The organism is Ottowia sp. (assembly GCF_046348305.1).
In the GTDB taxonomy this organism is placed as follows: Bacteria; Pseudomonadota; Gammaproteobacteria; order Burkholderiales; family Burkholderiaceae_C; genus Ottowia.
Genome location: NZ_JAXMEM010000003.1, coordinates 533,922 through 556,562, shown reverse-complemented (window position 1 = coordinate 556,562; position 22,641 = coordinate 533,922). Strand labels below are relative to the sequence as shown.

The following is a 22,641-nucleotide window of genomic DNA, read 5'->3' as shown; positions in this document are numbered from 1 at the left end:
ACCTCTGGGCGTCGGGCGCACCCGCGCTCGACGCCCATCGCTGAAAACGCCACCGCATGACCCGCTCCGACCTGGTTGAACAACTGGCCGAACGCTTCGGCCAGCTGACGCAGCGCGACGCCGACGCGGCCGTCAAGGCGATCCTCGAAGCGATGGGCGACACCCTGGTGCGCGGCCATCGCATCGAGATCCGCGGCTTCGGCAGCTTCTCGGTCAATCGCCGGCCACCGCGCCTGGGCCGCAACCCGCGCACGGGCGAGTCCGTGCCCATTCCCGAGCGCCGCGTGCCGCACTTCAAGCCGGGCAAGGCCTTGCGCCAAGCCATCGAAGCGCCGCCCCCTGCCGCTAAAATTTGAGGGTTCCGCAAGGGGAATCCATGACCGGACTCATCCGGCTGCTGAAGTGGATACTGAAGGCAGCCGTTTTTTTTGTGTTGTTTGCTTTCGCGCTCAACAATCAGCAGGACGCCACGGTCCACCTGGCGTTCGGTCAGCAGTGGCGCGCGCCGATGACGCTGATCGTGCTGGTCGCCTTTGCGCTGGGCATGGTGGTGGGCGTGCTGGGCATGCTGCCCGGTTGGTGGGCGCGCCGCCAGCGCCCGGCGCCCGCCGTGGCTGTGGCGCCCCAGGCGGCCGTAACCGCGATGCCCGCATCGCCTCCGCCCGATGGAGTTTGATCTCGGCTGGATCCTGCTGGGCCTGCCGATGGCGTTCGCGCTCGGCTGGCTCGCCTCGCGCCTGGACTTGCGCCAGCTCCGCCTCGAGAACCGCCAGGCGCCCAAGGCCTACTTTCGCGGCCTCAACTACCTGCTCAACGAGCAGCAGGACCAGGCCATCGATGCCTTCATCGAGGCCGTGCAAAAAGACCCCGACACCTCCGAGCTGCACTTTGCCCTGGGCAACCTGTTTCGCCGCCGCGGCGAATACGAGCGCGCCGTGCGCGTGCATGAGCACCTGCTCTCGCGCGCCGACCTGAGTCGCGGCGACCACGAGCGCGCCCAGCACGCGCTGGCGCTGGATTTTCTCAAGGCGGGCCTGCTCGACCGCGCCGAGGACGCGCTGCACAAGCTGGAGGGCACGCGCTACCAGGACCAGGCCTGGCTGACGCTCCTGAGCCTGCACGAGCGCTCGCGCAGCTGGGCCCAGGCCGCCGACATGGCCACGCGCCTGCAGCAGGCCGGCCAGGGCGACTTCAGCGTGCGCCTGGCGCACTACCAGTGCGAGCAAGCCGAGCACGCCTTGCACAAGAATGACGACCCCGCCACCGCGCGCCAGTTGCTTGAGCAGGCCATCGCCAGCACCCCGCATGCGGCGCGCCCGCACATCCAGCTGGCCGGCATGCTGGCCGGCGCCGGCAACGCCAGCGGCGCTTTCGACCAACTGGTGCAACTGCAAATCCACGCACCGCAGGCCGTCCCCCTGATCGCCAGCGAGTGGGTGCGCCTGGCGCGCCTGTGCGCGCGCCTGCCGCAGGCCCGCGAGCAGCTGGAGCACAGCTATGCCCAGACCCCGTCGATCGACGTGGCCGATGCGCTGGTGCAGGCACAGGTCGCCGCCGGCGTGCCCATGCAGCAGGCGCGCGAGGGCTATGTCCGGCACATGGCGCAAGAACCCTCGCTGATCGCGGCCTCGCGCTGGCTCAGCCACGAGGCCTTTGCACACGACGGGGTGCACGCCACCGTGCAGCGCTCCGTCGAGCACGCCATGCGACCGCTGGCCCGCTACCGCTGCGCCGCCTGCGGATTTGAAGCCCAGGGCTATTTCTGGCAATGCCCGGGCTGCCAGGCTTGGGAGAGTTTTCCGCCGCGGCGCATCGAAGAGCTGTGAGCCTCCGCTCAGCGCCGAAATACTACGAAAACGATAGCATATCGCGCTTTATTGATGGGCGCTACAGCCTGATTTCATTCAAATCCGGCATGCGGCGGCATGCCACGGCGGGCGCCCTCAAATCGCCGCTTCGCTGTCCATGTTGGCCTGCGCCCCCGGCGCCAGACGATCGGGCGAGATGTAGGCCTGGCGGAAGGTCTCGAAGTCCACGTGGTCGGCGGCCTCGATGCGTTTTTGCTCGGCCCAGGATTCGGCCGCCAGCGCATCGAAGCGCTGCTTGAGCGCGGCCGGATAGGGCAGCGCCAGCAGCTCGCCGCGCGAGCGCTGCGAGCAGGCCCGCACGAAGTCGATGACGCTGCCCTGGTGCTGCTCGCGCACGTGGCGCAGCACGCGCGCCGAGGGCAGATCGTCGAAGGTCTTGAAAGCGCCCTGCGCCCGCGCCAGCGCGTCGGCGTAGCGCGTGGCGCCGTCCACCCCGTCCATGGCCTGCGCGATGGGCGCCAGTTGCGCCAGCAGCTCCTGGGCCCAGTCGGTCAGCAGCACGGCCCGGCCATCGCGCTCCAGCTCAAGGCCCGGCTCGCGCCCGCGCGCGGCCGTCAGGTGCTGGTTGCGCTTGAGCGCGGCAATCTCCTGCGGCGTGTCGGGCGGGCTGTCGCTGAGCAGGCAGTGCAGCAAGAACAGGTCGATGAAGCGCGCGGTATCGGCGTTGATGCCGATGGTTTCGAACGGGTCCAGGTCCATCAGGCGCACCTCGACGTACTCCACGCCGCGCTCACGCAGCGCGTGCAGCGGGCGCTCGCCCGAGCGGATCACGCGCTTGGGGCGGATGGTGCCGTAGAACTCGTTTTCGATCTGCAACAGCGTGGTGGCCAGCTGGTTGTACTCGCCACCCAGGTTGCGGATGCCGATGGCCTCGTAGGGTGGATAGGGCTGGGTCAGCGCGCCCTCCAGTGAATTGGCGTAGCTGTCCAGGCAGTTGTAGCTGACCGCCAGCGAGGCCTGGGCGTCGCTCTGGTAGCCCAGCCGTCCCATGCGCAGCGAGGTGGCGTGCGGCAGGTGCATGCTGCCTTCGCCCAGGGGCTGCAGGCCGTGATCGCGCCCGGCGACAAAGCTGGCGCCGACCACCGGCGAGGCCCCGAACAGCACCATCAGCAAGAACGCCTGGCGACGGAAGTTGCGGATCAGCCCGAAGTAGTCGGCGTTGCCCAGCCCCGGCAGCGACCAGTTGTAGTGAATGCCGGCGATGGTCTGCATGCGCCGCCCGTAGCGGTGCCCCAGGCCCATGCGGTAAACGCTCTTGGCGCGCCCGACGTTGGACGTGCCGTACACGCCCAGCGGGATGTTCTCGTCGGTCGGCAGGCTGCAGGGCATGCTGTAGTCCCACAGCATTTCGTCGCCGATGGCGGCCATCTCGTGGTGCACCACCTGGTGGATCTGCGTCAGCTCGCGCAGGCAGGCCGGCACGTCCGGGTGCACGCCCGTCACCAACTCGATCAGCGACTCGCTGTAGTCGGTGGTGATGTGCGGGTGCGTCAGCGGCGCACCCAGCGCGGCCGGGTGCGGGGTCAGCGCCAGCGTGCCATCGGGCTGGGCCCGCAGGCTCTCCTTCTCGATGCCTCGACCGATGCCACGCAGCCGCTCGGCCGACAGCCCGGCCAGTCGGTCCCTCAGCTTGCTCATTGTCTTGTCCTTGATTTCGGGGCAAGCACGGTAGCACAGACGGACAATGCCGCGCTGGCCAGGGTGCTTGCGCCCGGGCGCGGCGTCAGCGCCGTGCGGCCAAGGCCTGGCGCACTTCGTTCTCGCCCTGGGCCGCCCCGCTGCCGGGCACCGTGGCATGGTCCAGGCTCATCACCTGGTGCAATTGGGCCAGCAGGCGCTCGGGCGTGTCGTCGGTGAGGCCCAGGTGCACGCCTTGCGACAGGGTGATGTGCGCCGATTCATAAGTGCCGGCGCCGGCGCACAAAATGGCGCGCGTGGGCGCCTGCTCGCTGACGGCCACCAGCATGGCGGGCACCACCGCTTCAGGCTGGATGGCGGCCATCACGTCGGGCGGCAGCAGGCCCTCGGTCATGCGGGTGGCCGCCGTCGGTGCCAGGCAGTTGACGTGGATGCCGTGCTTGGCGCCTTCCAGGCTCAGGGTCTGCATCAGGCCCACCAGCGCCAGCTTGGCTGCGCCATAGTTGCTCTGGCCGAAGTTGCCGTACAGGCCGGTGGACGAGGTGGTCATCAGGATGCGACCGTATTTTTGCGCCTGCATGATCGGCCACACGGCCTTGGTGGTGTGCACCGCGCCCATCAGGTGCACGTCCAGCACCAGCCGAAAATCGGCCAGCTCCATCTTGGCAAAGCTCTTGTCGCGCAGGATGCCGGCGTTGTTGACCAGCACGTCCACGCGGCCCCAGGCGTCCATGGCCTGCTGCACCATGGCCTGCACGGCGGCAAAGTCGGTCACCGAGGCGCCGTTGGCAATCGCCTGGCCGCCCAGCGCGGTGATCTCGTCCACCACCTTCTGCGCCGCCGTGGCCGAGCCGCCGCTGCCGTCCACAGCGCCGCCCAGGTCGTTGACCACCACCCGCGCGCCCCGCTGGGCCAGGCCCAATGCATGCAGGCGACCCAGGCCGCCGCCGGCGCCCGTCACAATGGCGACACGGCCGGTGAAATCGATTGTGCTCATCGTCATGCTTTCCTTGTCAAAATGAAAGCTGAACTGTACCCGCGCCGCCCACCCCACCGCCTTCATGCAACTCAACGACACCACGATCGACACCCCGCCGCGCGACGCCGCCAGCGTGGTGCTGCTGCGCGAGGGCGCCAGCGGCCCGGAGGTGCTGCTGCTGCGGCGCCACGCCAGTTCGCAGGTTCTCGGCGGCGCCTACGTGTTTCCGGGCGGAAAGCTTGAGCGCAGCGACTCGGCCCCCGCCACGCAGGCGCGCCTGGACGCACCGGCCGCCACCTTGCACGCCGCCCTGGGCGAGAGCGCGCTGAACCCCGACGTGGCGGCCGGCCTGTTCGTCGCCGCGCTGCGCGAGGCGTTTGAAGAATCCGGCGTGCTGCTGGCCACGCAGGCCGGCCGGCCGCCGGACGCTGGCGCGCGCCAGCGCGCCGTGGCGGCCATCCGCGCCGGTACGCCGTTTGACGCGCTGCTGGTGCAGCACGACTGGCAGCTCGACTCCCGCGCGCTGGCGCCCTGGTCGCGCTGGATCACGCCGCGCCGCCCGGCGATGATGAACCGGCGCTTCGACACGCGGTTTTTTCTGGCCGCCGTGCCCGACGAACAAGAGGCCCAGCACGACGACCACGAAGTGACCGAGGCACGCTGGCTCAAGCCGCGCACGGCGCTGGCGCAGTACCGCGACCGCCAGATTGACCTGGCGCCGCCGCAGATCGTCAGCCTGCTGCATCTGCTGCCCTTTGGCAGCGTGGCGGCGGCGCTGGCCGACGCGCGCACGCGCCCACCGCCGCTGGTGGAGCCGCACACCCTGCAGCATGGCGCCGAGCGCATGATGTGCTATCCGGGCGACCCGGAATATCCCGTGGCCGCCCCCGCCCTGACCCGCCCCACGCGCCTGGTCTGGCGCGACGAACGCTTTCAACCCCCCGAGGGCTTTGGTCCCTGGATCGATTGACTTCTGACACTGCATTTTGGAGACCCGCATGCACCCCGTCACCCGTCGCCAAACGTTGGCCGACCTGCTGCGCCGCACCGCGCAGCGCCTGCCCCACAAGCTGGCCGTGTGCTGCGGCGACACGCGCTGGACGTATGCCGAGTTCGACGCCCTGGTCACGCGCCTGGCCGCCGGCCTGGCCGGGCGCGGCATTGCGCATGGCGAGCGCGTTGCCGTGCTGGCGCGCAACTCGCACGGCTTTGCCGCGCTGCGCTTTGCGCTGGCGCGCCTGGGCGCGGTGCTGGTGCCCATCAACTTCATGCTGAAAGCCGACGAGGTGGCCTACATCCTGCGCCACGCCGGCGCCAAAACGCTGGCCACCGACAGCGGCCTGGCCCAGTTGGCGCGCGCGGCAGCCGCTATCGATACTGAAGTGAAGGACTTCATCTGGCTGCCCTCCGAGGCCCCGAGCGAGCCGGTGCCCGGCATGGCGAGCTTTCACGATCTGGCCGCCTGCCAGGATGCCCTGCCCGACACGCCCCTGCAAAGCACCGACCTGCTGCAGATCGTCTACACCAGTGGCACCGAGTCCAGCCCGAAAGGCGCGATGCTGACGCACGACGCCGTGCTGTGGCAGTACGTGAGCTGCTGCATCAACGCCGAGGTGGCGCAGGACGACGTGGCCCTGCACGCACTGCCGCTGTACCACTGCGCGCAACTCGATGTGTTCTTCGGCCCGGCGATCTACATCGGCAGCGAGAACCACATCACCGCCGCGCCCACGCCCGACAACCTGCTGCCCATGATGGCCGCGCGCGGCATCACCAGCTTTTTTGCCCCGCCCACGGTGTGGATCGCGCTGCTGCGCTCGCCGCTGTTCGACCAGACCGATCTGAGCAAGCTGGCCAAGGGCTACTACGGCGCATCGATCATGCCGGTGGAGGTAATGAAGGAAATCGCCCGCCGCCTGCCGCACCTGCGCCTGTGGAACCTGTACGGCCAGACCGAGATCGCCCCGCTGGCGACGATGCTGGGCCCCGACGACCAACTGCGCAAGCCCGGCTCGGCCGGCCGCGCCGTGCTCAACGTCGAGACGCGCGTGGTGGACGATGCGATGAACGACGTCGCCGTGGGCGAAGTCGGCGAGATCGTGCACCGCTCGCCGCACCTGATGCTGGGCTACTTCCACGACGACGAGCGCACCGCCGCGGCCTTCTCGGGCGACTGGTTCCACTCGGGCGATCTGGGCGTGATCGACGACGAGGGCTACATCACCGTCGTCGACCGCAAGAAGGACATGATCAAGACCGGCGGCGAAAACGTCGCCAGCCGCGAGGTCGAGGAGATGATCTACCGCCTGCCGCAGGTGAGCGAAGTCGCGGTCATCGGCCTGCCCGACCCGAAGTGGGTCGAGGCGGTGACGGCGGTGGTCGTGCTCAAGGCCGGGCAGGCGTTGACCGAGCAGCAGCTCATCGATCACTGCACCCAGCACATGGCCGCCTTCAAGGCGCCCAAGCGCGTGGTTTTCACCGACGCGCTGCCCAAGAACCCAAGCGGCAAGCTCTTGAAGCGGGAGTTGAGGAAAACGATTGCGGTGGGTTGAAACTTCTGGAAATCTTCATCTGACTCCAATTTTCTTTTTCCATCTGAAAATCTTCATCTGACCTTTTCCATCATCCGCTCAAAATTTTTCCACCAATCGAATTTTGTGCGAGTTCTTTGCGCTGTAGTGCGTTGTGATCACTGCGGGTTTTCACAATTTTTAATATGAAATTTAAAATCCATTTAACAATTGTGATTACTTTAGGTTGCCTGACCGGTTGCACCCCTCCGGTTCGACCAAGTGACAACAGCTTGATCATTTTGGAAGAGGAATCCGTTAGGGAACCACTGAACAATGGCCGCCGAAAGCTCGGCCATCAGAATTTGCATCCTTCGTTTCATGATGCGGCTTGCGGTTTGCGACTCGGGCTGTTTTCAAGCCTTGTTTTTGCCTTTTCGGCCTCTTTGAAGCCCCGTTTGCGCTTTCAAGGCGCACCTGTGCCTTGCAACTGCAATAGCGGCATCTTGAGCAACACCAGGTTGGCCAACGCGAACATCACGTTCAGTTGGCTCGCGTTCTTGGCCAAGCCACGATAGCGCAGCTTCTTGTGGCCAAAGAGGTTCTTGACCACGTGAAACGGATGCTCGATGCGCGCGCGAATCTGCGCCTTCACCCGCTCCAGCGCCTGCTTCAACTGCTTGGTCAAGCCCTCGGGCATGGCCTTGATCTTGTGACGGCGCTCCGCGACGTGCCAGTTGACGTCCGCTTTGATGCGTCCCTCATCTTGCGCCGCTTTGACCTCCTCGCGCTTTTCAACGCCCGTGAAGCCTGCATCGGCGTGTACATCGCTTTCCTGACCGTGCAGCAGGTGGTGAGCGTTGGCCACGTCCGACTCGTTGGCTGCGGTGACATGGATGCTGTGCACTGCACCCGAGTCAGAGTCGGCCCCGATATGCGCCTTCAACCCGAAGTGCCACTGATTGCCCTTCTTGGTCTGGTGCATCTCGGGATCGCGCTGGCCATCCTTGTTCTTGGTGGAACTCGGTGCGGCGATGATGGTGGCGTCAATCATCGTTCCCTCACGCATGAGCAGGCCTTGCTCGCTCAGGTGCTGGTTGATCTGCTCGAAGATCGCCTTGCCCAGCTCGCGCTGCTCGAGCAGGCGGCGGAACTTGAGCAGCGTGGTGGCATCGGGTGCGCTCTCGCGCGCCAAGTCGATACCCACAAACTCGCGCATGGCGCAGCTGTCGTACAGCGCATCTTCCAGCGCCTCATCGCTGAGCGCGTACCACTGCTGCACGAAGTACATGCGCAGCATGCGCTCAAGGCCGATGGGCGGGCGGCCAACGCGGCCACTGCTGGGGTAGTGCGGCTCAATGAGGGCCAGCAGGCGCTGCCAGGGCACCACCTTCTGCATCTGGCCCAAGAACTTCTCGCGGCGCGTCACGCGCTTCTTGCCTGCATACTCCAAGCTGGCAAAGCTGACTTGTTTCATGCTCCGAGTTTAGTAGCAAACGCAGCAATCGACCATCGGGGTTGGCCCGAATAAATCAGCGTTTCCTTAGGGTCGCGAAATATCGTGCAAGCGAGTTGGATGGATTTATTAAATCCGGTGTAGCACCCACAGATCTAGTCGCAAAGATACTTGACGTTGTAACCTCGTCATTGGCTAATCCAAAAGATGTTCAATATCAGGATGTGCGTATCAAACCTTTCCAGGGTGGAAGGATACTCTGCGGCGAAGTGAATGCGAAAAATTTATCTGGTGCCTATATAGGTTTCAGAAAATTTTATGCAAGCAACTCAAGCGTTGTGTTTGAAACGTCCAGCGACAAAAATCCTGGGCGCGCACGAGCATCTAACGCGGGACTATACGCTGCCTGTACAGCATTGTTCAATGAGGGCGACGTACATCCAACCGGAGCGTGCGACGCTGAAACTATCGAACGGCTTCGGCGATCAGGGTTTACGGTTTCAGATGTTATTTCTACATGCGGAAGTTTACCTGGTGGTATTCTTGATCAGGAGATTCATGTCAATACTATCTCACGGCTACCGAGGTCCAGTAGTGCGTCTGGAAAAAAGGTGATTGTGCCCGATGCGTACGGTCCTAGTATTCACATGAATGAGTATGGACAAGCAATCACCTTGACGCCGCAAGGCAGGGGGGTTCCGGGGGAACATCTAAAAATTAAGCCAAACGCCTATGGACCAGGCATTCATATGGATCAATACGGTCGCCCGGTACGAGAGAGGCGATGGCCCCAATAGGCTGCTGAAATACTTCCTCACGCCGTCCAAGCCCAGAGCCGTTCAAACGCGGGGAAAATTGAGGGAAAATGGGGTCAGATAAAAATTTTCCCCAGCGTTGACAGCCCGACGTCACGAAGCGTATTGTCGCTACAAAAAAAATAGCCTTCTGCGCTTGTTGCGTGGCAGCCAGAAGCCGATTGGGCTCAACTTTTCCGGACTGGGCGAAACCGCAGGTCACGGACTTGGACGACATCATGCGGGTGCGTCGGGGTCATCCTCTGCGCCGCCCGCTACGCCCATTGCCAGCCATGCCGGCAGATCCCGGGCGCCGTGCAGCACGCGCCAAACATCCACGTGGCCCGGGTGCAAAAAATAAAACACCAGATAGGGGTAGCGCCGCAGCGGCCAGAAGCGCAGGCCTGCCAAATTCAGCTCATGCGCGTAGCGCAACGAACCCGTGACGGGCGCGCGCGCGATGTGACCGTAAGCCCGTTGCAGCGCCTCGACAAAGCCGACCGCAACCGCGCTACCCGCCTCATCACGGTAATGGTCGATCGCGCTCTCCACATCCCGCAAGGCCAAGGCTCTGGGGATGATGGGCAGCGCCTTCATCCCCGCGTCTGCCCGGCTCGCGCGCGCAGCGCGTCGAAGTACGCCCCATCCACCGCCTCGGTCGGCTCGGACGCCGCGCCCGCCAGCAGCAGGCCGCGCAACTGTTGGCGTTCCTGCTCCTTGCGAATCAGCGCGCGGACGTATTCGCTGCTGGTGCCGTAGCCGCGCTGGCTGACTTGCTCGTCGACAAAGGTCTTGAGCATGTCGGGCAGGGAAATGTTCATCGTGCTCATTTGGCGATGTTAAAGCGCATGGCAAAAATTGGCAAATATCCCGTTTTGTTCGGCTTGGTGGGGAATCCACGGCCATGCTCCCGTTCGTGCAGCACTTTATTCACATGATATTTTCCGGCTCCAGCGCTTGATCTACATGCGCAACCAGCTCCTGATTCAATAGTAACCAGGCGCTGATGGCCTCGGGCTCGCTCACCAGCCGCAGCGCATCAAACGCCTGCTGCGCCTCGGCGTAGGCATGGCGCAGGTAGTTCAGCCATTGCTTCAGCCGCCCGGCACGGTGGCGGCGCTCGACCCGGCCGCACACGTCCTGCCAGAACTCGGCCAGCAGCGGCACGACCTGCGGCCAGGGCAGCGCGGCGACGGTGGGATCAAGGTCCGCCCGGTCATTGGTTACGCCCGCATCGCGCTGGCGAATGGCGCGCGCCAGGGCCGGCCGACGCACCAGGCCGCGGCCTAGCATCAACTGCGTGCAGCCCGTCACCGCGCGGCAGCGCAGGGCGTCCTCCACCGTCCAGATGTCGCCGTTGGCGATCACCGGCAGCCGCACGCGCTCGCGCACCGCGGCAATCGACTCCCAGTACGCCGGCGGCCGGTAGCCCTGCGCCTTGGTGCGCGCATGCACGGCCAGCTCGCCGGCGCCGCCGGCCTCGACGGCCTGCGCGCACTCGAGCGCGCGCGAGTCGTCGTCGATGCCCAGCCGCATCTTGGCCGACACGGCGATGTGCGCCGGCACCGCGCGGCGCACGGCGGCCACGATGGCGTGCATCAGCTCGGGCTCGTCCATCAGCACCACGCCGCCGCGGTGGCGGTTCACGGTCTTGGCGGGGCAGCCGAAGTTCAGGTCGATGCCGGCCGGCTGCAACGTGGCCAGGCGCGCGGCGTTCTCGGCCAGGCACACCGGGTCGCTGCCCAGCAGTTGCGGGCGCACCGGCACGCCGCTGGCGGTGCGGCTGCCGTGCAGCAGCTCGGGCACCACGCGGGTGAAGCTGCGCACGGGCAGCAACTGGTCGGTGATGCGGATGAACTCGGACACGCAGCGGTCGACGCCATCGACGCGCGTCAGCACGGTGCGCAGCCCGTGGTCGAGCAGGCCTTCCATCGGGGCGAGAATCAGCATGGCGAATGCGGCGTGAGGCCCGGGCGACGCGGGCAAAGCGATGATTGTCGCCGCACCCGCGCCCGCAGCACCCGGCGGGCGGGTCGATCTGGGCTACCATGCCCTGTTTTTTGCACCGATGCGCGAGCGGGTTTCTGCAACCCCTTTGGCCGAGCGCGCCCACACCAAGGGGATGAACACGATGATGACGACCAACACCCTGCCCGCCCGGGCCGCGCCCGCGGCCCTGCTCGCGTTGCTGCTGCTCGCCGGCACCGCAGGGGCGCAGCCGGCAACGCCGCCCGCGCCCGAGGCCAGCGCCGCGTCCGCGGCGGCGCCTGCCCTGACGTTGACGCCGGGCGACGACCGCCAGGGCACCTTCAAGACCGTGCAGGGCCAGATCACCCGCACCCATGGCGGCCAGAGCGGCCCGGCCCAGGTGGGTGACGCCCTGTGGCAGGGCGACCGCATCACCAGCGGCCCCAAGAGCGCGGCTGCCGTCACGCTGCGCGACGGCACGGTGCTGTCCATCGGCGCCGACAGCACGGTCGATCTGGCGCAGTTCCAGTTCGATGCCACCACCCACGAGGGCAATGTGCTGATCGCCCTGGCCAAGGGCAGCCTGCGCCTGGTCACTGGCCTGATCGCCAAGCTGCGGCCCGAGCAGGTCAAGGTGACCACGCCCACCACCGTGATCGGGGTGCGCGGCACCGACTTCATCGTGGAGCAGAACCCATGAAAGCCACCGCCCTCCTGTTGACGGGCCTGGCGGCCCTCGTGTGCGCCGGCTGCGCCGCCCCTCCCACCCAGGTGATCCTGCTGCCCCAGCCGGGCGGCGCCGGCGCGGTCGAGGTCAGCACCGCGGCCGGCAGCCAGCGGATCGACCGCGGCTACGCCGAGGCCACCGTGCAGGCCAGCGGCGCCATCACCGCGCAGCAGCTCGACGCCGCGCAGGTCAATACGCGCTACGCCCCGCTGCTGGCCGTGCAGCCCGCGCCGGCGCAGGACTTCACGCTGTACTTCGACACCGGTGGGGTTGTGCTGACGCCGCAGTCCGAGGCCGCGCTCAAGACCCTGCTGGCGCTGGCGCGCGAGCGCCCGGGCGGCGAGATCGCCGTCATCGGGCACACCGACCGCGTCGGCTCGGTGCAGAGCAACGACGCGCTGTCGCTGCAACGCGCGCGCGCCGTTCGTGAATCGATCATCGCCGACGGCTTCGATCCCAACCGCATCACGGCGGCCGGCCGCGGCGAGCGCGACCCCGCCGTGCCCACCGACGACGAAGTGGCCGAGCCGCGCAACCGGCGCACCGAAGTCATCGTGCGCTAAAAATGGCCCACCCCCAAGCTCCACACGCTGCGCGTTGTTGCGCTTCCCCCCTTCGAGGGGGCGCACCCACTGACCGGGGGAACCCCGGCCAGGGGTGCCTTGGTACGGCCTGCTCCGCGGCCCTCTGACTCCTGCCTTGGTCGTGCCGATGTGGTGCTCCATCAAGTCCCTGTGCACGGTCGTTTGCTCGCTGGCCTGCGGCCTCGTGTTGATCACCCGTTCGGATGCCGCCCCCGCATTTGAAGACAGCATCGCCCAGCGCACCCTGGCCTGCACCGCCTGCCATGGCGATCAGGGCCGCGCCGGACCCGACGGCTACTACCCGCGGCTGGCCGGCAAGCCCGCCGGCTATCTGTACAACCAGTTGCTCAACTTCCGCGACGGACGGCGCCACTACGGGCTGATGACACACATGGTGGACGTGCTCAGCGACGCCTACCTGTTCGAGATCGCAAGCCACTTCGCGTCCCTGCAGGTGCCCTATCCGCCGCCTGCGCCGCCCACCCAGCGCGCTGCGCCCGAGGTGCTGCAACGCGGGCGCACGCTGGCGCTGCAAGGCGATGCCGCGCGGCGCCTGCCGGCCTGCGCCGACTGCCACGGCCGCGCGCTGATGGGGGTGCAGACGCACTTCCCGGCCCTGCTGGGCCTGCCGGCCGACTACCTGACGGCCCAGCTCGGTGGCTGGAAGACCGGCCAGCGCCGCGCCGCCAACCCCGACTGCATGGCGCGCATCGCCGAGCGCCTGAGCGATGCCGACGCCTTCGCCGTGGTCAGCTGGCTGGCCAGCCAGCCGGTGCCGGCCCAGACCCAGGCCGCTGACGCGCCCCTTGCGCCCCGGCCACCCGCCGCCGACCTGCGCTGCGGCAGCGCCGCCCTGCCGGCCAACGCGTCAAGATGAAAATCCTGCTGCGCGCCCTGCTGGGCCTGGCCGTGCTGGCCATGCTCGCAGCCGCATGGCTGTGGCAAACCAACTTCAACGACGGGGTGGACATCGACGGGCCGGCCGCGGCCGCAGCCGCCCGCCTGAGCCCACCCGAGCAGCGGGCGCGTGGCGCGTATCTGGCGCAGGTGGGCAACTGCCTGGCCTGCCACACCGCGCGCGGCGGCGCTCCCGGCGCCGGCGGCCAGGCGATCGCCACCGGGTTCGGCACCGCCTTCAGCAGCAACCTCACGCCCGACCCCGCGCACGGCATCGGCCAGTGGAGCGCTGCCGCGTTCTGGCGCGCGCTGCACCACGGGCGCTCGCAGGACGGACGGCTGCTGGTGCCGGCGTTTCCCTACACGCACACCACCCTGCTCACGCGCGCCGACTCGGACGCGCTGTGGGCCTACTTCGGCAGCCTGCCGCCCAGCAGCACGCCCACGCCAGCGCACGAACTGCGCTGGCCCTACGGCACGCAGGCCGCGCTGGCCGTGTGGCGCGCGCTGTACTTTCGCGCCGGCTCCTACACCCCCGAGCCCGCGCACGACGCGCGCTGGAACCAGGGCGCCTACCTGGTGCGCGGCGTGGCGCATTGCTCGGCCTGCCACGCCACGCGCGACGCGCTGGGCGGCGCCGACTGGCGCGACCTGCACGGCGGCCGGATGGCGGCCCAGGGCTGGTACGCGCCCTCCCTGCACGACCCGCGCCAGGCCGGCCTGGCCGACTGGTCGGTGGCCGAGGTTGCCCGCCTGCTGCAAACCGGCGTGGCCGAGCGCGGGCGCGCCAGCGGGCCCATGGCCGAGGTGGTGTTTCACGGCACCCAGCACCTGAGCGACAGCGACGCCGCTGCCATGGCCGTGTATCTGCGCGCCCTGCCGCAAGCCGCGCCCGCGCCGCCACCGGCCGCCGCGCCCCGCAGCCGCCTGGCCGCGGCGGGCGCCAAGCTGTACGAGCAGCACTGCGCGCAATGCCACGGCGAGCAGGGCCAGGGGCAGGGCCAGGCCTACCCGCCCCTGGCGGGCAACCGCGCCGTCACGCTCGAATCCGTGGACAACCTGCTGCAGGTCGTGCTGTACGGCGGCTTCAACGCCGCCACCGCGGGCTATCCGCGCCCCTTCGGCATGCCGCCCTTCCTGCTCACGCTCAGCGACCAGGAGCTGGCCGCCACGCTCAGCCACATCCGCACGGCCTGGGGCAACCGGGCCAGCGAGGTCAGCGCCGCGCAAGTGCATGCGCTGCGCTCGCGCACGGCCACCGCGGCGCTGCGCTGACGCGACAGAAGTGCCTGCCGTGCCTATACTTCGGCCACAAGATCGGCGCACCGGCAAACCCTCGGCCGGCGGCGCCATGTGGGGGAGTTGTCCATGGGGTTGAACTGGTTTTCCAGCCGGGTGGTTCGCGCCTCGAGCGAGCCGCCCGACGCCGACCATCTGATGCCGGGGCCATCCGCCGGCGGCGGCGCTGACGCGCTCACGCCGTCCTGGCAGGACATGGTGCGCCAGCTGGGCGAGGAAGTGGCCACCTCGCTGAACAGCGCCACCGAGCAACTCGCGCGCCTGAACCGCCTGGAGCCCGGCCTGGTGCGCAGCCTGGGCCCCGTGCAGGACGCGGTCGAGCGCGCGCGCCAGGCCGGCATGGCCGCGCAGCACGTGCTGCGCCTGTGCGAAGACCCGCCGCCGCAGCGCCGCGAGGTGCTCAACCTGGCCGACGTGGCGCACGCCGCGCTGACCGCGCGCAGCGACTGGCTGCGCCTGCGCCGCATCAGCGTGCGCAAGGGTTTTTCGCCCGCACCCGTGTTTGCCGACGCGGCCCTGCTCTACCAGTTGATCGACGAGCTGCTGCTGTGGGTGGGCCAGCTCGGCGCCGACATTTCCGTCACCGTCGAGGCGACGCAGGCCAGCGGCCGCCCGCGCTTGCAGGTGATCTCGCAGCGCGCGCCCTCGGCCGCGCCGGCCGCCGTCTGGCGCGGCGTGCGCTGGGTGCTGTGGCACCAGCTGGCGCGCACCCTGGGGGCGCAAACCGAGCTGGACCTGAAAGAGCGGCACGTGCGCATCAGCGTCAGCCTGCCGGCGGCCACGCCCGAGCAGATCGCCCACGCGGCCGAGGCGCAGGTGGAGCCTTCCAGCGTGTCGGCGGGCATCTCAGGCTGCCGCGTGCTCATCGTGTCGGGCAACGCCCAGCGGCGCGCCCAGTGCCTGCAAGCGCTGGCCGGCTACGGCCTGATCATCGACACCGCCGAAGACACGCACCAGGCGCAGCAACCGGCGCTGCAGCGCCTGCCCGACGCCGTGATCTACGACGCCAGCGTCTCGGCCCGCGACGTGCGCCTGCTGCGCGGGCAACTGCTGGAGAACGCCGGCACGCCCGCAGCCTTCATCGAAATCCACGATCAGGTTGGCGCCGCCGACTTTCACGCCTCCTCCGTCGGCAACGAGTCCACCGGCCACGTGTCCGCGGCGGCGCTCGGCCAGGCGCTGGGGCCGGCGCTGGTGTTCGAGCTCTGCAGGGTTCTGTGAACTCCCCCTGCGTCGCTGCGCGCCACGGCGTTCGCTGGCACGGCCTGCTCCGCGGCGTCCTGATTCCTTGAACGTGAAGCCCCCGCGAGTCAATCGGCGCCGGTCCGGATACGCCCCAGACAACTACATTAATGATAGCTGACAGCGCCCTTCCATCCAGCGCCATCGGCCCATTGGACGATGAATGGCTGGTGCACGAGGACGAGGCGTTGTTGGTGCTGGACAAACCCGCCGGCCTGCTGTCGGTGCCCGGGCGCGGGCCGGACAAGGCCGACTGCCTGAGCGCCCGGGCGCGCCAACGCTGGCCCGACGCGCTGGTCGTGCACCGGCTCGACCAGGCCACCAGCGGCCTGCTGCTGCTGGCGCGGGGCGCCGCCATGCAACGCGCGCTCAGCGCCGCCTTTGCCGAGCGCCGCATCCGCAAGCGCTACGAAGCCATCGTGCACGGCCGGCCCCCCGCGCCCGACGGCGCCGACGGCTGGGGCGAGATCGAGCTGCCGCTGCGGCTGGACTGGCCGCGCCGCCCGCGCAGCATCGTCGATGCCGAGCACGGCAAACCCAGCCGCACCCGCTGGCGCGTGCTGGATCACCATGCCGCCAGCGCCACCAGCCGCGTCGAGCTGGAGCCCGTCACCGGCCGCTCGCACCAGTTGCGCGTTCATCTGCAGGCCATCGGCCACCCCATCGTCGGCGACGCGCTGTACGGCCCCGCAGACGGCGCGCCGCGCCTGATGTTGCACGCCCGCACGCTGGCGCTGACGCACCCGGTGTCGGGGCGAGCGCTGGTGCTGTCGCGCCCTGCACCGTTTTGACGGCGTGAAGCGCCCGCGGACACCTGATGACATGCGCTTACGTTCGGCTTTTCACGGACGCGCACAAAGCCATCGCCAAGCGCTTACAGTTGCCATCGAGGATCTTTCTCCTCCAAAACTTGAATCACAAGGAGCCCCCATGAAAACCTCCCGCACCCTCGCATCCTGGTCACGCCCCACCGGCCTGGTGCTGGCCCTGGCCGCCGGCGCCCTGGGCCTGAGCGCCTGCACGACCACGACGGACACCGCGCCGCCGGCGGCCGAAGCCAGCAGTTTCAGCACCCAGGCCAAGCTCGACAGCGCCGTCACCGCCACGCTCGATCGCCTGTACCGGGTCGCCCCGGGATCGCGCGAGATGGTGCAGCATGCCGCCGGCGTGCTGGTGTTCCCCGAGGTCATCGGCGGCGCACTGATCGTCGGCGCCGAGCACGGGCGCGGCGCGCTGCGCGTGCGCGGGCGCACGGCCGGCTACTACAGCACCACGGGCGCCTCGGTCGGCTGGCAGGTCGGTGGGCAGTCCAAGGCGGTGGTCTACGTGTTCAGCACGCGCGAGGCGCTGCAGAAATTCCAGGCCAGCAAGGGCTGGACTGTCGGTGCCGACGCCACGGTGGCCATCGGCAAGGTCAGCGCCAACGGCTCGGTCGACTCCGAAACCGTGCGTCAACCGGTGGTCAGCTTCGTCATGAACAACGTGGGACTGGAAGTGGGCGTGTCGCTCACCGGCGCCAAGATCAGCCCGATCACCCCATGAAATAGACCACCCCCTGCGTCGCCTTCGGCGCCTTCCCCCTGAAGGGGGACGACGCCGGTGGCCGGGCAAAGCCCGTTCCACGGCGTCCGCTGGCCTGGCCTGCTCCGCGGTCTTTCGACCCCTTGGGTTTGATGCGCTGCGGGTGCGCGCAGCGCGATGAACCATCGAGATGCAGAGTGCGCGTTTCCCCGTGCGCGACGCTCGTTGCTCTGTTCATGCGTTAGATTGCGGACATGACCCCACCCGCCCCCCAGTCCCTCACCATTCTCACCGGCGCCTCGCGCGGCATGGGCGCGGCCATGGCCCGTCAGTTGCTGGCGCCCGGCCACACCCTGCTGACCCTGGCGCGCCATCCCGACGCCGCGCTGGCCAACCAGGCACGGGATGCGGGCGCCACGCTCACGCAATGGCCGGTCGATCTGGCCGACGCCCGCACCGTCAGCCAGCGCCTGCGCCAGTGGCTGGCCAGTTTGCCGGGCGATCGCTTCGAGCAGGCCACGCTGATCAACAACGCCGGCGCCATCCCCGCCATCGTGCCGCTGCGCGATGCGCCGGACGAAGGCACCCTGGGTGCCCTGCGCGTGGGGCTGGAAGCACCCATGCTGCTGACGGCCGCGTTCCTGGACGCCACGCGCGCCTGGCGCGGCAAGCGCCGCGTGCTCAACATCTCCTCGGGCCTGGGGCGCCGCCCCATGGCCTCGCAGGCCGCATACTGCGCGGCCAAGGCCGGGATGGACCTGTTCACCCGCTGCGCCGCGCTGGACGAGGCCGACCAGCCCAATGGCGCCAGGCTGTGCTCGCTGGCGCCGGGCGTGATCGACACCGACATGCAGGTGCAATTGCGCAGCGCCGATGCCCAGGCCTTTCCCGATCGCGCCCGCTTCGAGCAACTCAAGTCCGATGGCGCCCTCGCCTCGCCCGAGGCAGCCGCGCAGTGCGTGCTGGCCTTTCTGCAGCGTCCCGACTTCGGCCAGAACCCGGTGGCCGACGTGCGCGATCCGGCCTGAGCGCATTCGGCCTGCGCACTTCATCGGGCGGAGGGAGCGAGGCCTCTGCCCGACCCGCGGCGCCACAAACATGCTGCGACGCAACATCCCGCCCTGTTCGCGGCATACTCGAGGCTCGCGCAGTACCCTTTACATCACTCAACCAAGGAGCCTTGCATCATGAGCCGTGAAGTCATCGTCGCCGCTGGCGTGCGCACCGCCGTCGGAACCTTTGGCGGCAGCCTGAAGGACATTCCCACCGTCGATCTGGGCGCCGCCGTGGTCAAGGAGGTGATCGCCCGTGCCGGCATCGAGGGCAAGGACGTGGGCCACGTCGTGTTCGGCCACGTGGTCAACACCGAGCCGCGCGACATGTACCTGTCGCGCGTGGCGGCCATCAACGGTGGCTGCCCCAAGGAAACGCCGGCGATGAACGTCAACCGCCTGTGCGGCTCGGGCCTGCAGGCCATCGTCAGCGCCAGCCAGTCCATCCTGCTGGGCGACTGCGACGTGGCCATCGGCGGCGGCGCCGAGAACATGAGCCGCGCACCCTACGCCAGCCTGGCCACGCGTTTTGGCGCGCGCATGGGCGACACCAAGATGGTGGACATGATGGTGGGTGCACTGCACGACCCCTTCCAGACCATCCACATGGGCGTGACGGCCGAGAACGTGGCCAAGGAGTTCGGCATCACGCGCGAAGAGCAGGACGCGCTGGCCCTGGCGAGCCACCAGCGCGCTGAAGCAGCGTGGGCCGAGGGGCGCTTTGCCGGCCAGATCCTGCCCATCATGCTCAAGAGCCGCAAGGGCGAGGTGGCCTTTGACAAGGACGAGCACTTCCGCGCCGGCGCCAAGCTGGAGGACTTCCAGAAGATGAAGCCGGTGTTCCTGAAGGAAAACGGCACCGTCACCGCCGCCAACGCCAGCGGCATCAACGACGCCGCCGCCGCCGTGCTGCTGATGGAAGCCGGCGCCGCCAAGGCGCGCGGGGCCAAGCCGCTGGCGCGCCTGGTGGGCTATGCGCATGCCGGCGTGGACCCCAGGATCATGGGCATCGGCCCGGTGCCCGCCACCAAGGCGGTGCTGGCGCGCACGGGCCTGAAGCTGGACCAGATGGACGTGATCGAAGCCAACGAGGCCTTCGCGGCCCAGGCCTGCGCCGTCACCAAGGGCTTGGGCGCCGATCCGGCCAAGGTCAACCCCAATGGCTCGGGCATTTCGCTGGGCCACCCGATCGGCGCCACCGGCGCGCTGATCACCGTCAAGGCACTGTATGAGCTGCAGCGCATCCAGGGCAAGTACGCGCTGGTGACGATGTGCATCGGCGGCGGCCAGGGGATTGCGGCGGTGTTCGAGCGCATGTGACCGCACCGATGTCTTGAACACGCGCAAAAAAGCCGGCCCTTGCAGCCGGCTTTTTTGCGCCGGGGCGTCACTCGCCCAGATATGCGGCGCGCACCTTGGGGTCGGCCAGCAAGTCCTGCCCCGAACCGGTCATCGAGATCAGGCCCGACTCCATCACGTAGCCGCGGTTGGCCAGGGCCAGCGCGCGGCTGGCGTTTTGCTCGACCAGCAGGATGGTGACGCCCTGCGCGAACACGTCGCGCACCACCTCGAACACCTTGTCCACCATGATGGGCGACAGGCCCATGGACGGCTCGTCCAGCAGCAGCAGCTTGGGGCGGCTCATCAGGGCGCGGCCCATGGCCAGCATCTGCTGCTCGCCGCCGGACATGGTGCCGGCCAGTTGGTCCTTGCGCTCGCGCAGGCGCGGAAAGATGCTGAACACGCGCTCGATGTCCTGCAGGATGCCCGCCTTGTCGCGCCGGATGTAGGCGCCCATCTGCAGGTTCTCGGTGATGGTCATGCGCGTGAACACGCCGCGGCCCTCGGGCACCATGGCCAGGCCTTGCTTGACCAGGTCCCAGGGGCCCTGGCCCTTGATGGACTTGCCCAGGTACTCGATGTCGCCGCCGGCCAGCGGCAGCGTGCCGGTGATGGCCTTCATCGTCGTCGTCTTGCCGGCGCCGTTGGAGCCGATCAGCGACACCAGTTCGCCCTCACGCACCTCGAAGTCGGTGCCCTTGACGGCCTGGATGCCGCCGTAGGCCACCTTGAGGCCCGAAACTTTCAACAAGGTCTGGGCCATCTCAATGTCCTCCGGTGCCCAGATAGGCTTCAATGACTTTTTCGTTTTTCTGCACCTCGGCCGGCGTGCCCTCGGCGATCTGCTTGCCGTAGTCCAGCACGGTCACGCGGTCGCACAGGCCCATCACCAGCTTCACGTCGTGCTCGATCAGCAAGATGGTGCGGTTGTCCTTGCGGATACGGTCGATCAGCTCGCGCAGCTGTACCTTTTCGGTGGCGTTCATGCCGGCGGCGGGCTCGTCCAGGGCGATCAGCTGCGGGTCGGTGGCCAGGGCGCGGGCGATCTCCAGGCGGCGCTGGTCGCCGTACGACAGGGTGCGCGAGCGAAAGTGCGCATACTTGCCGATGCCGACATAGTCCAGCAGCTCGTGCGCGCGGGCGCGAATGGCGGCCTCCTCGGCCTTGAAGCCGGCGGTGCGAAACACCGCACCAAAAAGGCCCGAATGCGTGCGCACGTGGCGCCCCACCATGACGTTTTCCAGCGCGGTCATCTCGGCAAACAGCCGGATGTTCTGGAAGGTGCGGGCAATGCCGGCCTTGGCCACCAGATGCACGGCCTGCGGCTTGTAGGGCTGGCCGGCCAGCTCGAAGCTGCCGCTGTCGGGCGTGTACAGGCCCGTCAGCACGTTGAAGAAGGTGGTCTTGCCGGCGCCGTTGGGGCCGATCAGGCCATAGACCTGGCCGCGGCGAATGGTGATGCCCACGTCGGTGAGGGCCTGCAGGCCGCCAAAGCGCTTGGACACGCCCTGGACTTGCAAAACGATATCGGTGTTGCTCATGACATTCGTCTCCGCGGGCCGTCAGGGGTTGATGGCGTCTTGGCGCACCGCCACCGCGCCGGGCGTGGCGTCGGACGGAAAGTCGATGCCCGGCGGGTCTTGCTGGGCCGTCAGCGGCATGACCTTGTCGGCCGGGTCGATCTTGGCCTTGCCGTGCTCGGGCGAGGGCCACAGGCCGCGCGGGCGCAGCAGCATGATGATGATCATGGCCAGCGCGATGAAGAGCTGGCGCAGGATGGCGGCGTCCAGGCGGCCGTCGGTCATTTGCTGCAGGGGGCCGGCCACGTAGCGCAGCACCTCGGGCAGCGCCGACAGCAGCAGCGCGCCCACCACCACGCCCGGCAGGTGGCCCAGGCCACCCAGCACAACCATGGCGACGATCATCACCGACTCCATCAGACTGAAGGACTCGGGCGAGACGAACTGCTGAAACGACGCGAACAGCGCACCCGACACGCCGCCGAACGACGCCCCCATGCCGAAGGCCAGCAACTTGAGGTTGCGCACGTTCAGGCCCATGGCCTTGGCCGCCACGTCGTCCTCGCGGATCGCCATCCATGCGCGCCCGATGCGCGAATCCTCCAGGCGCTTGCAGATGATCAGGGTGATGATCACCGCCACCAGAAACAGGTAGTAGTACAGCGACACCGAAGCGACGTCGAAGCCGAACAGGTGCAGCGGCTTGCTGAGGTTGATGCCGAAGAAGTGGACCGGGTCGATCTGGTTGACGCCCTTGGGCCCGTTGGTGATGTTGACCGGGTGGTCCAGGTTGTTCATGAAGATGCGGATGATCTCGCCGAAGCCCAGGGTCACGATGGCCAGGTAGTCGCCGCGCAGCTTGAGCACAGGGATGCCCAGCAGGACGCCTGCGGTGGCCGCCACCAGCAGCCCCAGCGGCAGCGCCAGCCAGATGGACAAGTGCAGGCCATGGGGGAACATCGCCGCGATGGCGGGGAAGTTGTCGGTGAGCTGGGGCGAGGCCAGCAGCCCGTACAGGTACGCGCCCACCGCGAAGAAGGCCACGTAGCCCAGATCGAGCAGGCCCGCATAGCCCACCACGATGTTCAGGCCCAGCGCCAGCATGGTGTAGAGCAGCGCGATGTTGACGATGCGCACCCACGCGTTGCCGAAGCCCTGCAGCACCAGCGGCAGCACCAGCAGCGCCAGCGCGCACAGCAGAAAGAAAACGAGCTTGTTTTTTTGCGCCATGATTTGCAATCCCCT

General features: G+C 68.1%; 24 protein-coding genes. 14 read left to right on the top strand and 10 right to left on the bottom strand.

The features are described 5' to 3' along the window. The first annotated feature begins 56 nt into the window (after positions 1-56). From U1F38_RS02750 to lapB, 3 genes are read left to right on the top strand one after another with little or no spacing between them, the layout of a single operon-like run. A complete protein-coding gene (locus tag U1F38_RS02750; RefSeq protein ID WP_409985517.1) occupies positions 57-356 on the top strand; it encodes an integration host factor subunit beta in 300 nt (99 codons plus the stop codon). A 20-nt stretch (positions 357-376) separates the two neighbouring features. Continuing rightward, positions 377-676, top strand: a complete 300-nt coding sequence (locus U1F38_RS02745; RefSeq protein WP_409985516.1) for a lipopolysaccharide assembly LapA domain-containing protein — start codon at positions 377-379, stop codon at positions 674-676. After that, positions 666-1,826 (top strand): lipopolysaccharide assembly protein LapB, encoded by a 1,161-nt coding sequence (gene lapB, locus U1F38_RS02740; protein ID WP_409985515.1) that lies wholly within the window; start codon positions 666-668, stop codon positions 1,824-1,826. The genes U1F38_RS02745 and lapB overlap by 11 nt, the downstream gene beginning before the upstream one ends. Positions 1,827-1,943: 117 nt before the next feature. On the opposite strand, the gene gshA is transcribed toward lapB, so the two are convergent. Then, positions 1,944-3,506, bottom strand: coding sequence for a glutamate--cysteine ligase (gshA, locus tag U1F38_RS02735; RefSeq protein WP_409985514.1), 1,563 nt, complete (start codon positions 3,504-3,506; stop codon positions 1,944-1,946). 85 nt (positions 3,507-3,591) lie between these two features. Then, the gene (locus tag U1F38_RS02730) at positions 3,592-4,509 is read right to left on the bottom strand and encodes an SDR family NAD(P)-dependent oxidoreductase (protein ID WP_409985513.1); all 918 of its coding nucleotides are present in this window, start codon (positions 4,507-4,509) and stop codon (positions 3,592-3,594) included. A 58-nt stretch (positions 4,510-4,567) separates the two neighbouring features. Between U1F38_RS02730 and U1F38_RS02725 the strand changes: the two genes are divergently transcribed. Continuing rightward, the gene (locus U1F38_RS02725; RefSeq protein WP_409985512.1) at positions 4,568-5,455 is read left to right on the top strand and encodes an NUDIX hydrolase; all 888 of its coding nucleotides are present in this window, start codon (positions 4,568-4,570) and stop codon (positions 5,453-5,455) included. Between the two features lie 28 nt (positions 5,456-5,483). After that, the gene (locus U1F38_RS02720; RefSeq protein ID WP_409985511.1) at positions 5,484-7,037 is read left to right on the top strand and encodes an acyl-CoA synthetase; all 1,554 of its coding nucleotides are present in this window, start codon (positions 5,484-5,486) and stop codon (positions 7,035-7,037) included. A 70-nt stretch (positions 7,038-7,107) separates the two neighbouring features. On the opposite strand, the gene U1F38_RS02715 is transcribed toward U1F38_RS02720, so the two are convergent. From U1F38_RS02715 to U1F38_RS02695, 5 genes are all read right to left on the bottom strand, one after another. Continuing rightward, positions 7,108-7,296, bottom strand: a complete 189-nt coding sequence (locus U1F38_RS02715) for a hypothetical protein (protein ID WP_409985510.1) — start codon at positions 7,294-7,296, stop codon at positions 7,108-7,110. Between the two features lie 165 nt (positions 7,297-7,461). Continuing rightward, positions 7,462-8,472 (bottom strand): IS5 family transposase, encoded by a 1,011-nt coding sequence (locus tag U1F38_RS02710; protein WP_409985509.1) that lies wholly within the window; start codon positions 8,470-8,472, stop codon positions 7,462-7,464. 1,010 nt (positions 8,473-9,482) lie between these two features. Next, positions 9,483-9,842: a type II toxin-antitoxin system RelE/ParE family toxin gene (locus U1F38_RS02705; protein ID WP_409985508.1), complete on the bottom strand. Its 360-nt coding sequence runs from the start codon at positions 9,840-9,842 to the stop codon at positions 9,483-9,485. Beyond that, positions 9,839-10,075, bottom strand: a complete 237-nt coding sequence (locus U1F38_RS02700) for a type II toxin-antitoxin system ParD family antitoxin (protein ID WP_409985507.1) — start codon at positions 10,073-10,075, stop codon at positions 9,839-9,841. The genes U1F38_RS02705 and U1F38_RS02700 overlap by 4 nt, the downstream gene beginning before the upstream one ends. A gap of 100 nt (positions 10,076-10,175) precedes the next feature. Then, on the bottom strand, positions 10,176-11,195 hold the full coding sequence (locus tag U1F38_RS02695; RefSeq protein WP_409985506.1) for a tRNA dihydrouridine synthase: 1,020 nt from the start codon (positions 11,193-11,195) through the stop codon (positions 10,176-10,178). 181 nt (positions 11,196-11,376) lie between these two features. Here U1F38_RS02695 and U1F38_RS02690 point away from each other — a divergent pair, with 181 nt between their 5' ends. The 9 genes from U1F38_RS02690 to bktB all read left to right on the top strand — a co-directional run bounded on the left by U1F38_RS02690 (position 11,377) and on the right by bktB (position 19,855). Then, entirely contained in the window at positions 11,377-11,913 is a 537-nt protein-coding gene (locus U1F38_RS02690; RefSeq protein ID WP_409985505.1) for a FecR domain-containing protein, read from the top strand. Continuing rightward, positions 11,910-12,503, top strand: coding sequence for an OmpA family protein (locus U1F38_RS02685; protein ID WP_409985504.1), 594 nt, complete (start codon positions 11,910-11,912; stop codon positions 12,501-12,503). Before U1F38_RS02690 ends, U1F38_RS02685 begins: the two co-directional genes overlap by 4 nt. Before the next feature lie 205 nt (positions 12,504-12,708). After that, positions 12,709-13,401 carry a c-type cytochrome gene (locus U1F38_RS02680; protein ID WP_409985503.1) on the top strand — a complete coding sequence of 231 codons (693 nt, stop codon included), beginning with the start codon at positions 12,709-12,711 and terminating at the stop codon, positions 13,399-13,401. Beyond that, positions 13,398-14,696: a c-type cytochrome gene (locus tag U1F38_RS02675; protein ID WP_409985502.1), complete on the top strand. Its 1,299-nt coding sequence runs from the start codon at positions 13,398-13,400 to the stop codon at positions 14,694-14,696. Before U1F38_RS02680 ends, U1F38_RS02675 begins: the two co-directional genes overlap by 4 nt. A 93-nt stretch (positions 14,697-14,789) precedes the next feature. Beyond that, the gene (locus tag U1F38_RS02670; RefSeq protein WP_409985501.1) at positions 14,790-15,941 is read left to right on the top strand and encodes a hypothetical protein; all 1,152 of its coding nucleotides are present in this window, start codon (positions 14,790-14,792) and stop codon (positions 15,939-15,941) included. A gap of 131 nt (positions 15,942-16,072) precedes the next feature. Next, positions 16,073-16,753, top strand: a complete 681-nt coding sequence (locus U1F38_RS02665; protein ID WP_409985500.1) for an RluA family pseudouridine synthase — start codon at positions 16,073-16,075, stop codon at positions 16,751-16,753. A 139-nt stretch (positions 16,754-16,892) separates the two neighbouring features. Next, positions 16,893-17,504 carry a YSC84-related protein gene (locus U1F38_RS02660; RefSeq protein WP_409985499.1) on the top strand — a complete coding sequence of 204 codons (612 nt, stop codon included), beginning with the start codon at positions 16,893-16,895 and terminating at the stop codon, positions 17,502-17,504. A 233-nt stretch (positions 17,505-17,737) separates the two neighbouring features. Next, a complete protein-coding gene (locus U1F38_RS02655) occupies positions 17,738-18,511 on the top strand; it encodes an SDR family NAD(P)-dependent oxidoreductase (RefSeq protein WP_409985498.1) in 774 nt (257 codons plus the stop codon). Positions 18,512-18,670: 159 nt separating this feature from the next. After that, entirely contained in the window at positions 18,671-19,855 is a 1,185-nt protein-coding gene (bktB, locus tag U1F38_RS02650) for a beta-ketothiolase BktB (protein ID WP_409985497.1), read from the top strand. Between the two features lie 67 nt (positions 19,856-19,922). On the opposite strand, the gene U1F38_RS02645 is transcribed toward bktB, so the two are convergent. From U1F38_RS02645 to U1F38_RS02635, 3 genes are read right to left on the bottom strand one after another with little or no spacing between them, the layout of a single operon-like run. Further along, on the bottom strand, positions 19,923-20,639 hold the full coding sequence (locus U1F38_RS02645) for an ABC transporter ATP-binding protein (RefSeq protein WP_409985496.1): 717 nt from the start codon (positions 20,637-20,639) through the stop codon (positions 19,923-19,925). A 1-nt stretch (position 20,640) separates the two neighbouring features. Further along, positions 20,641-21,417: an ABC transporter ATP-binding protein gene (locus U1F38_RS02640; RefSeq protein ID WP_409985495.1), complete on the bottom strand. Its 777-nt coding sequence runs from the start codon at positions 21,415-21,417 to the stop codon at positions 20,641-20,643. Positions 21,418-21,438: 21 nt separating this feature from the next. Beyond that, positions 21,439-22,626: a branched-chain amino acid ABC transporter permease gene (locus U1F38_RS02635; RefSeq protein ID WP_409985494.1), complete on the bottom strand. Its 1,188-nt coding sequence runs from the start codon at positions 22,624-22,626 to the stop codon at positions 21,439-21,441. Positions 22,627-22,641 lie beyond the last annotated feature (15 nt).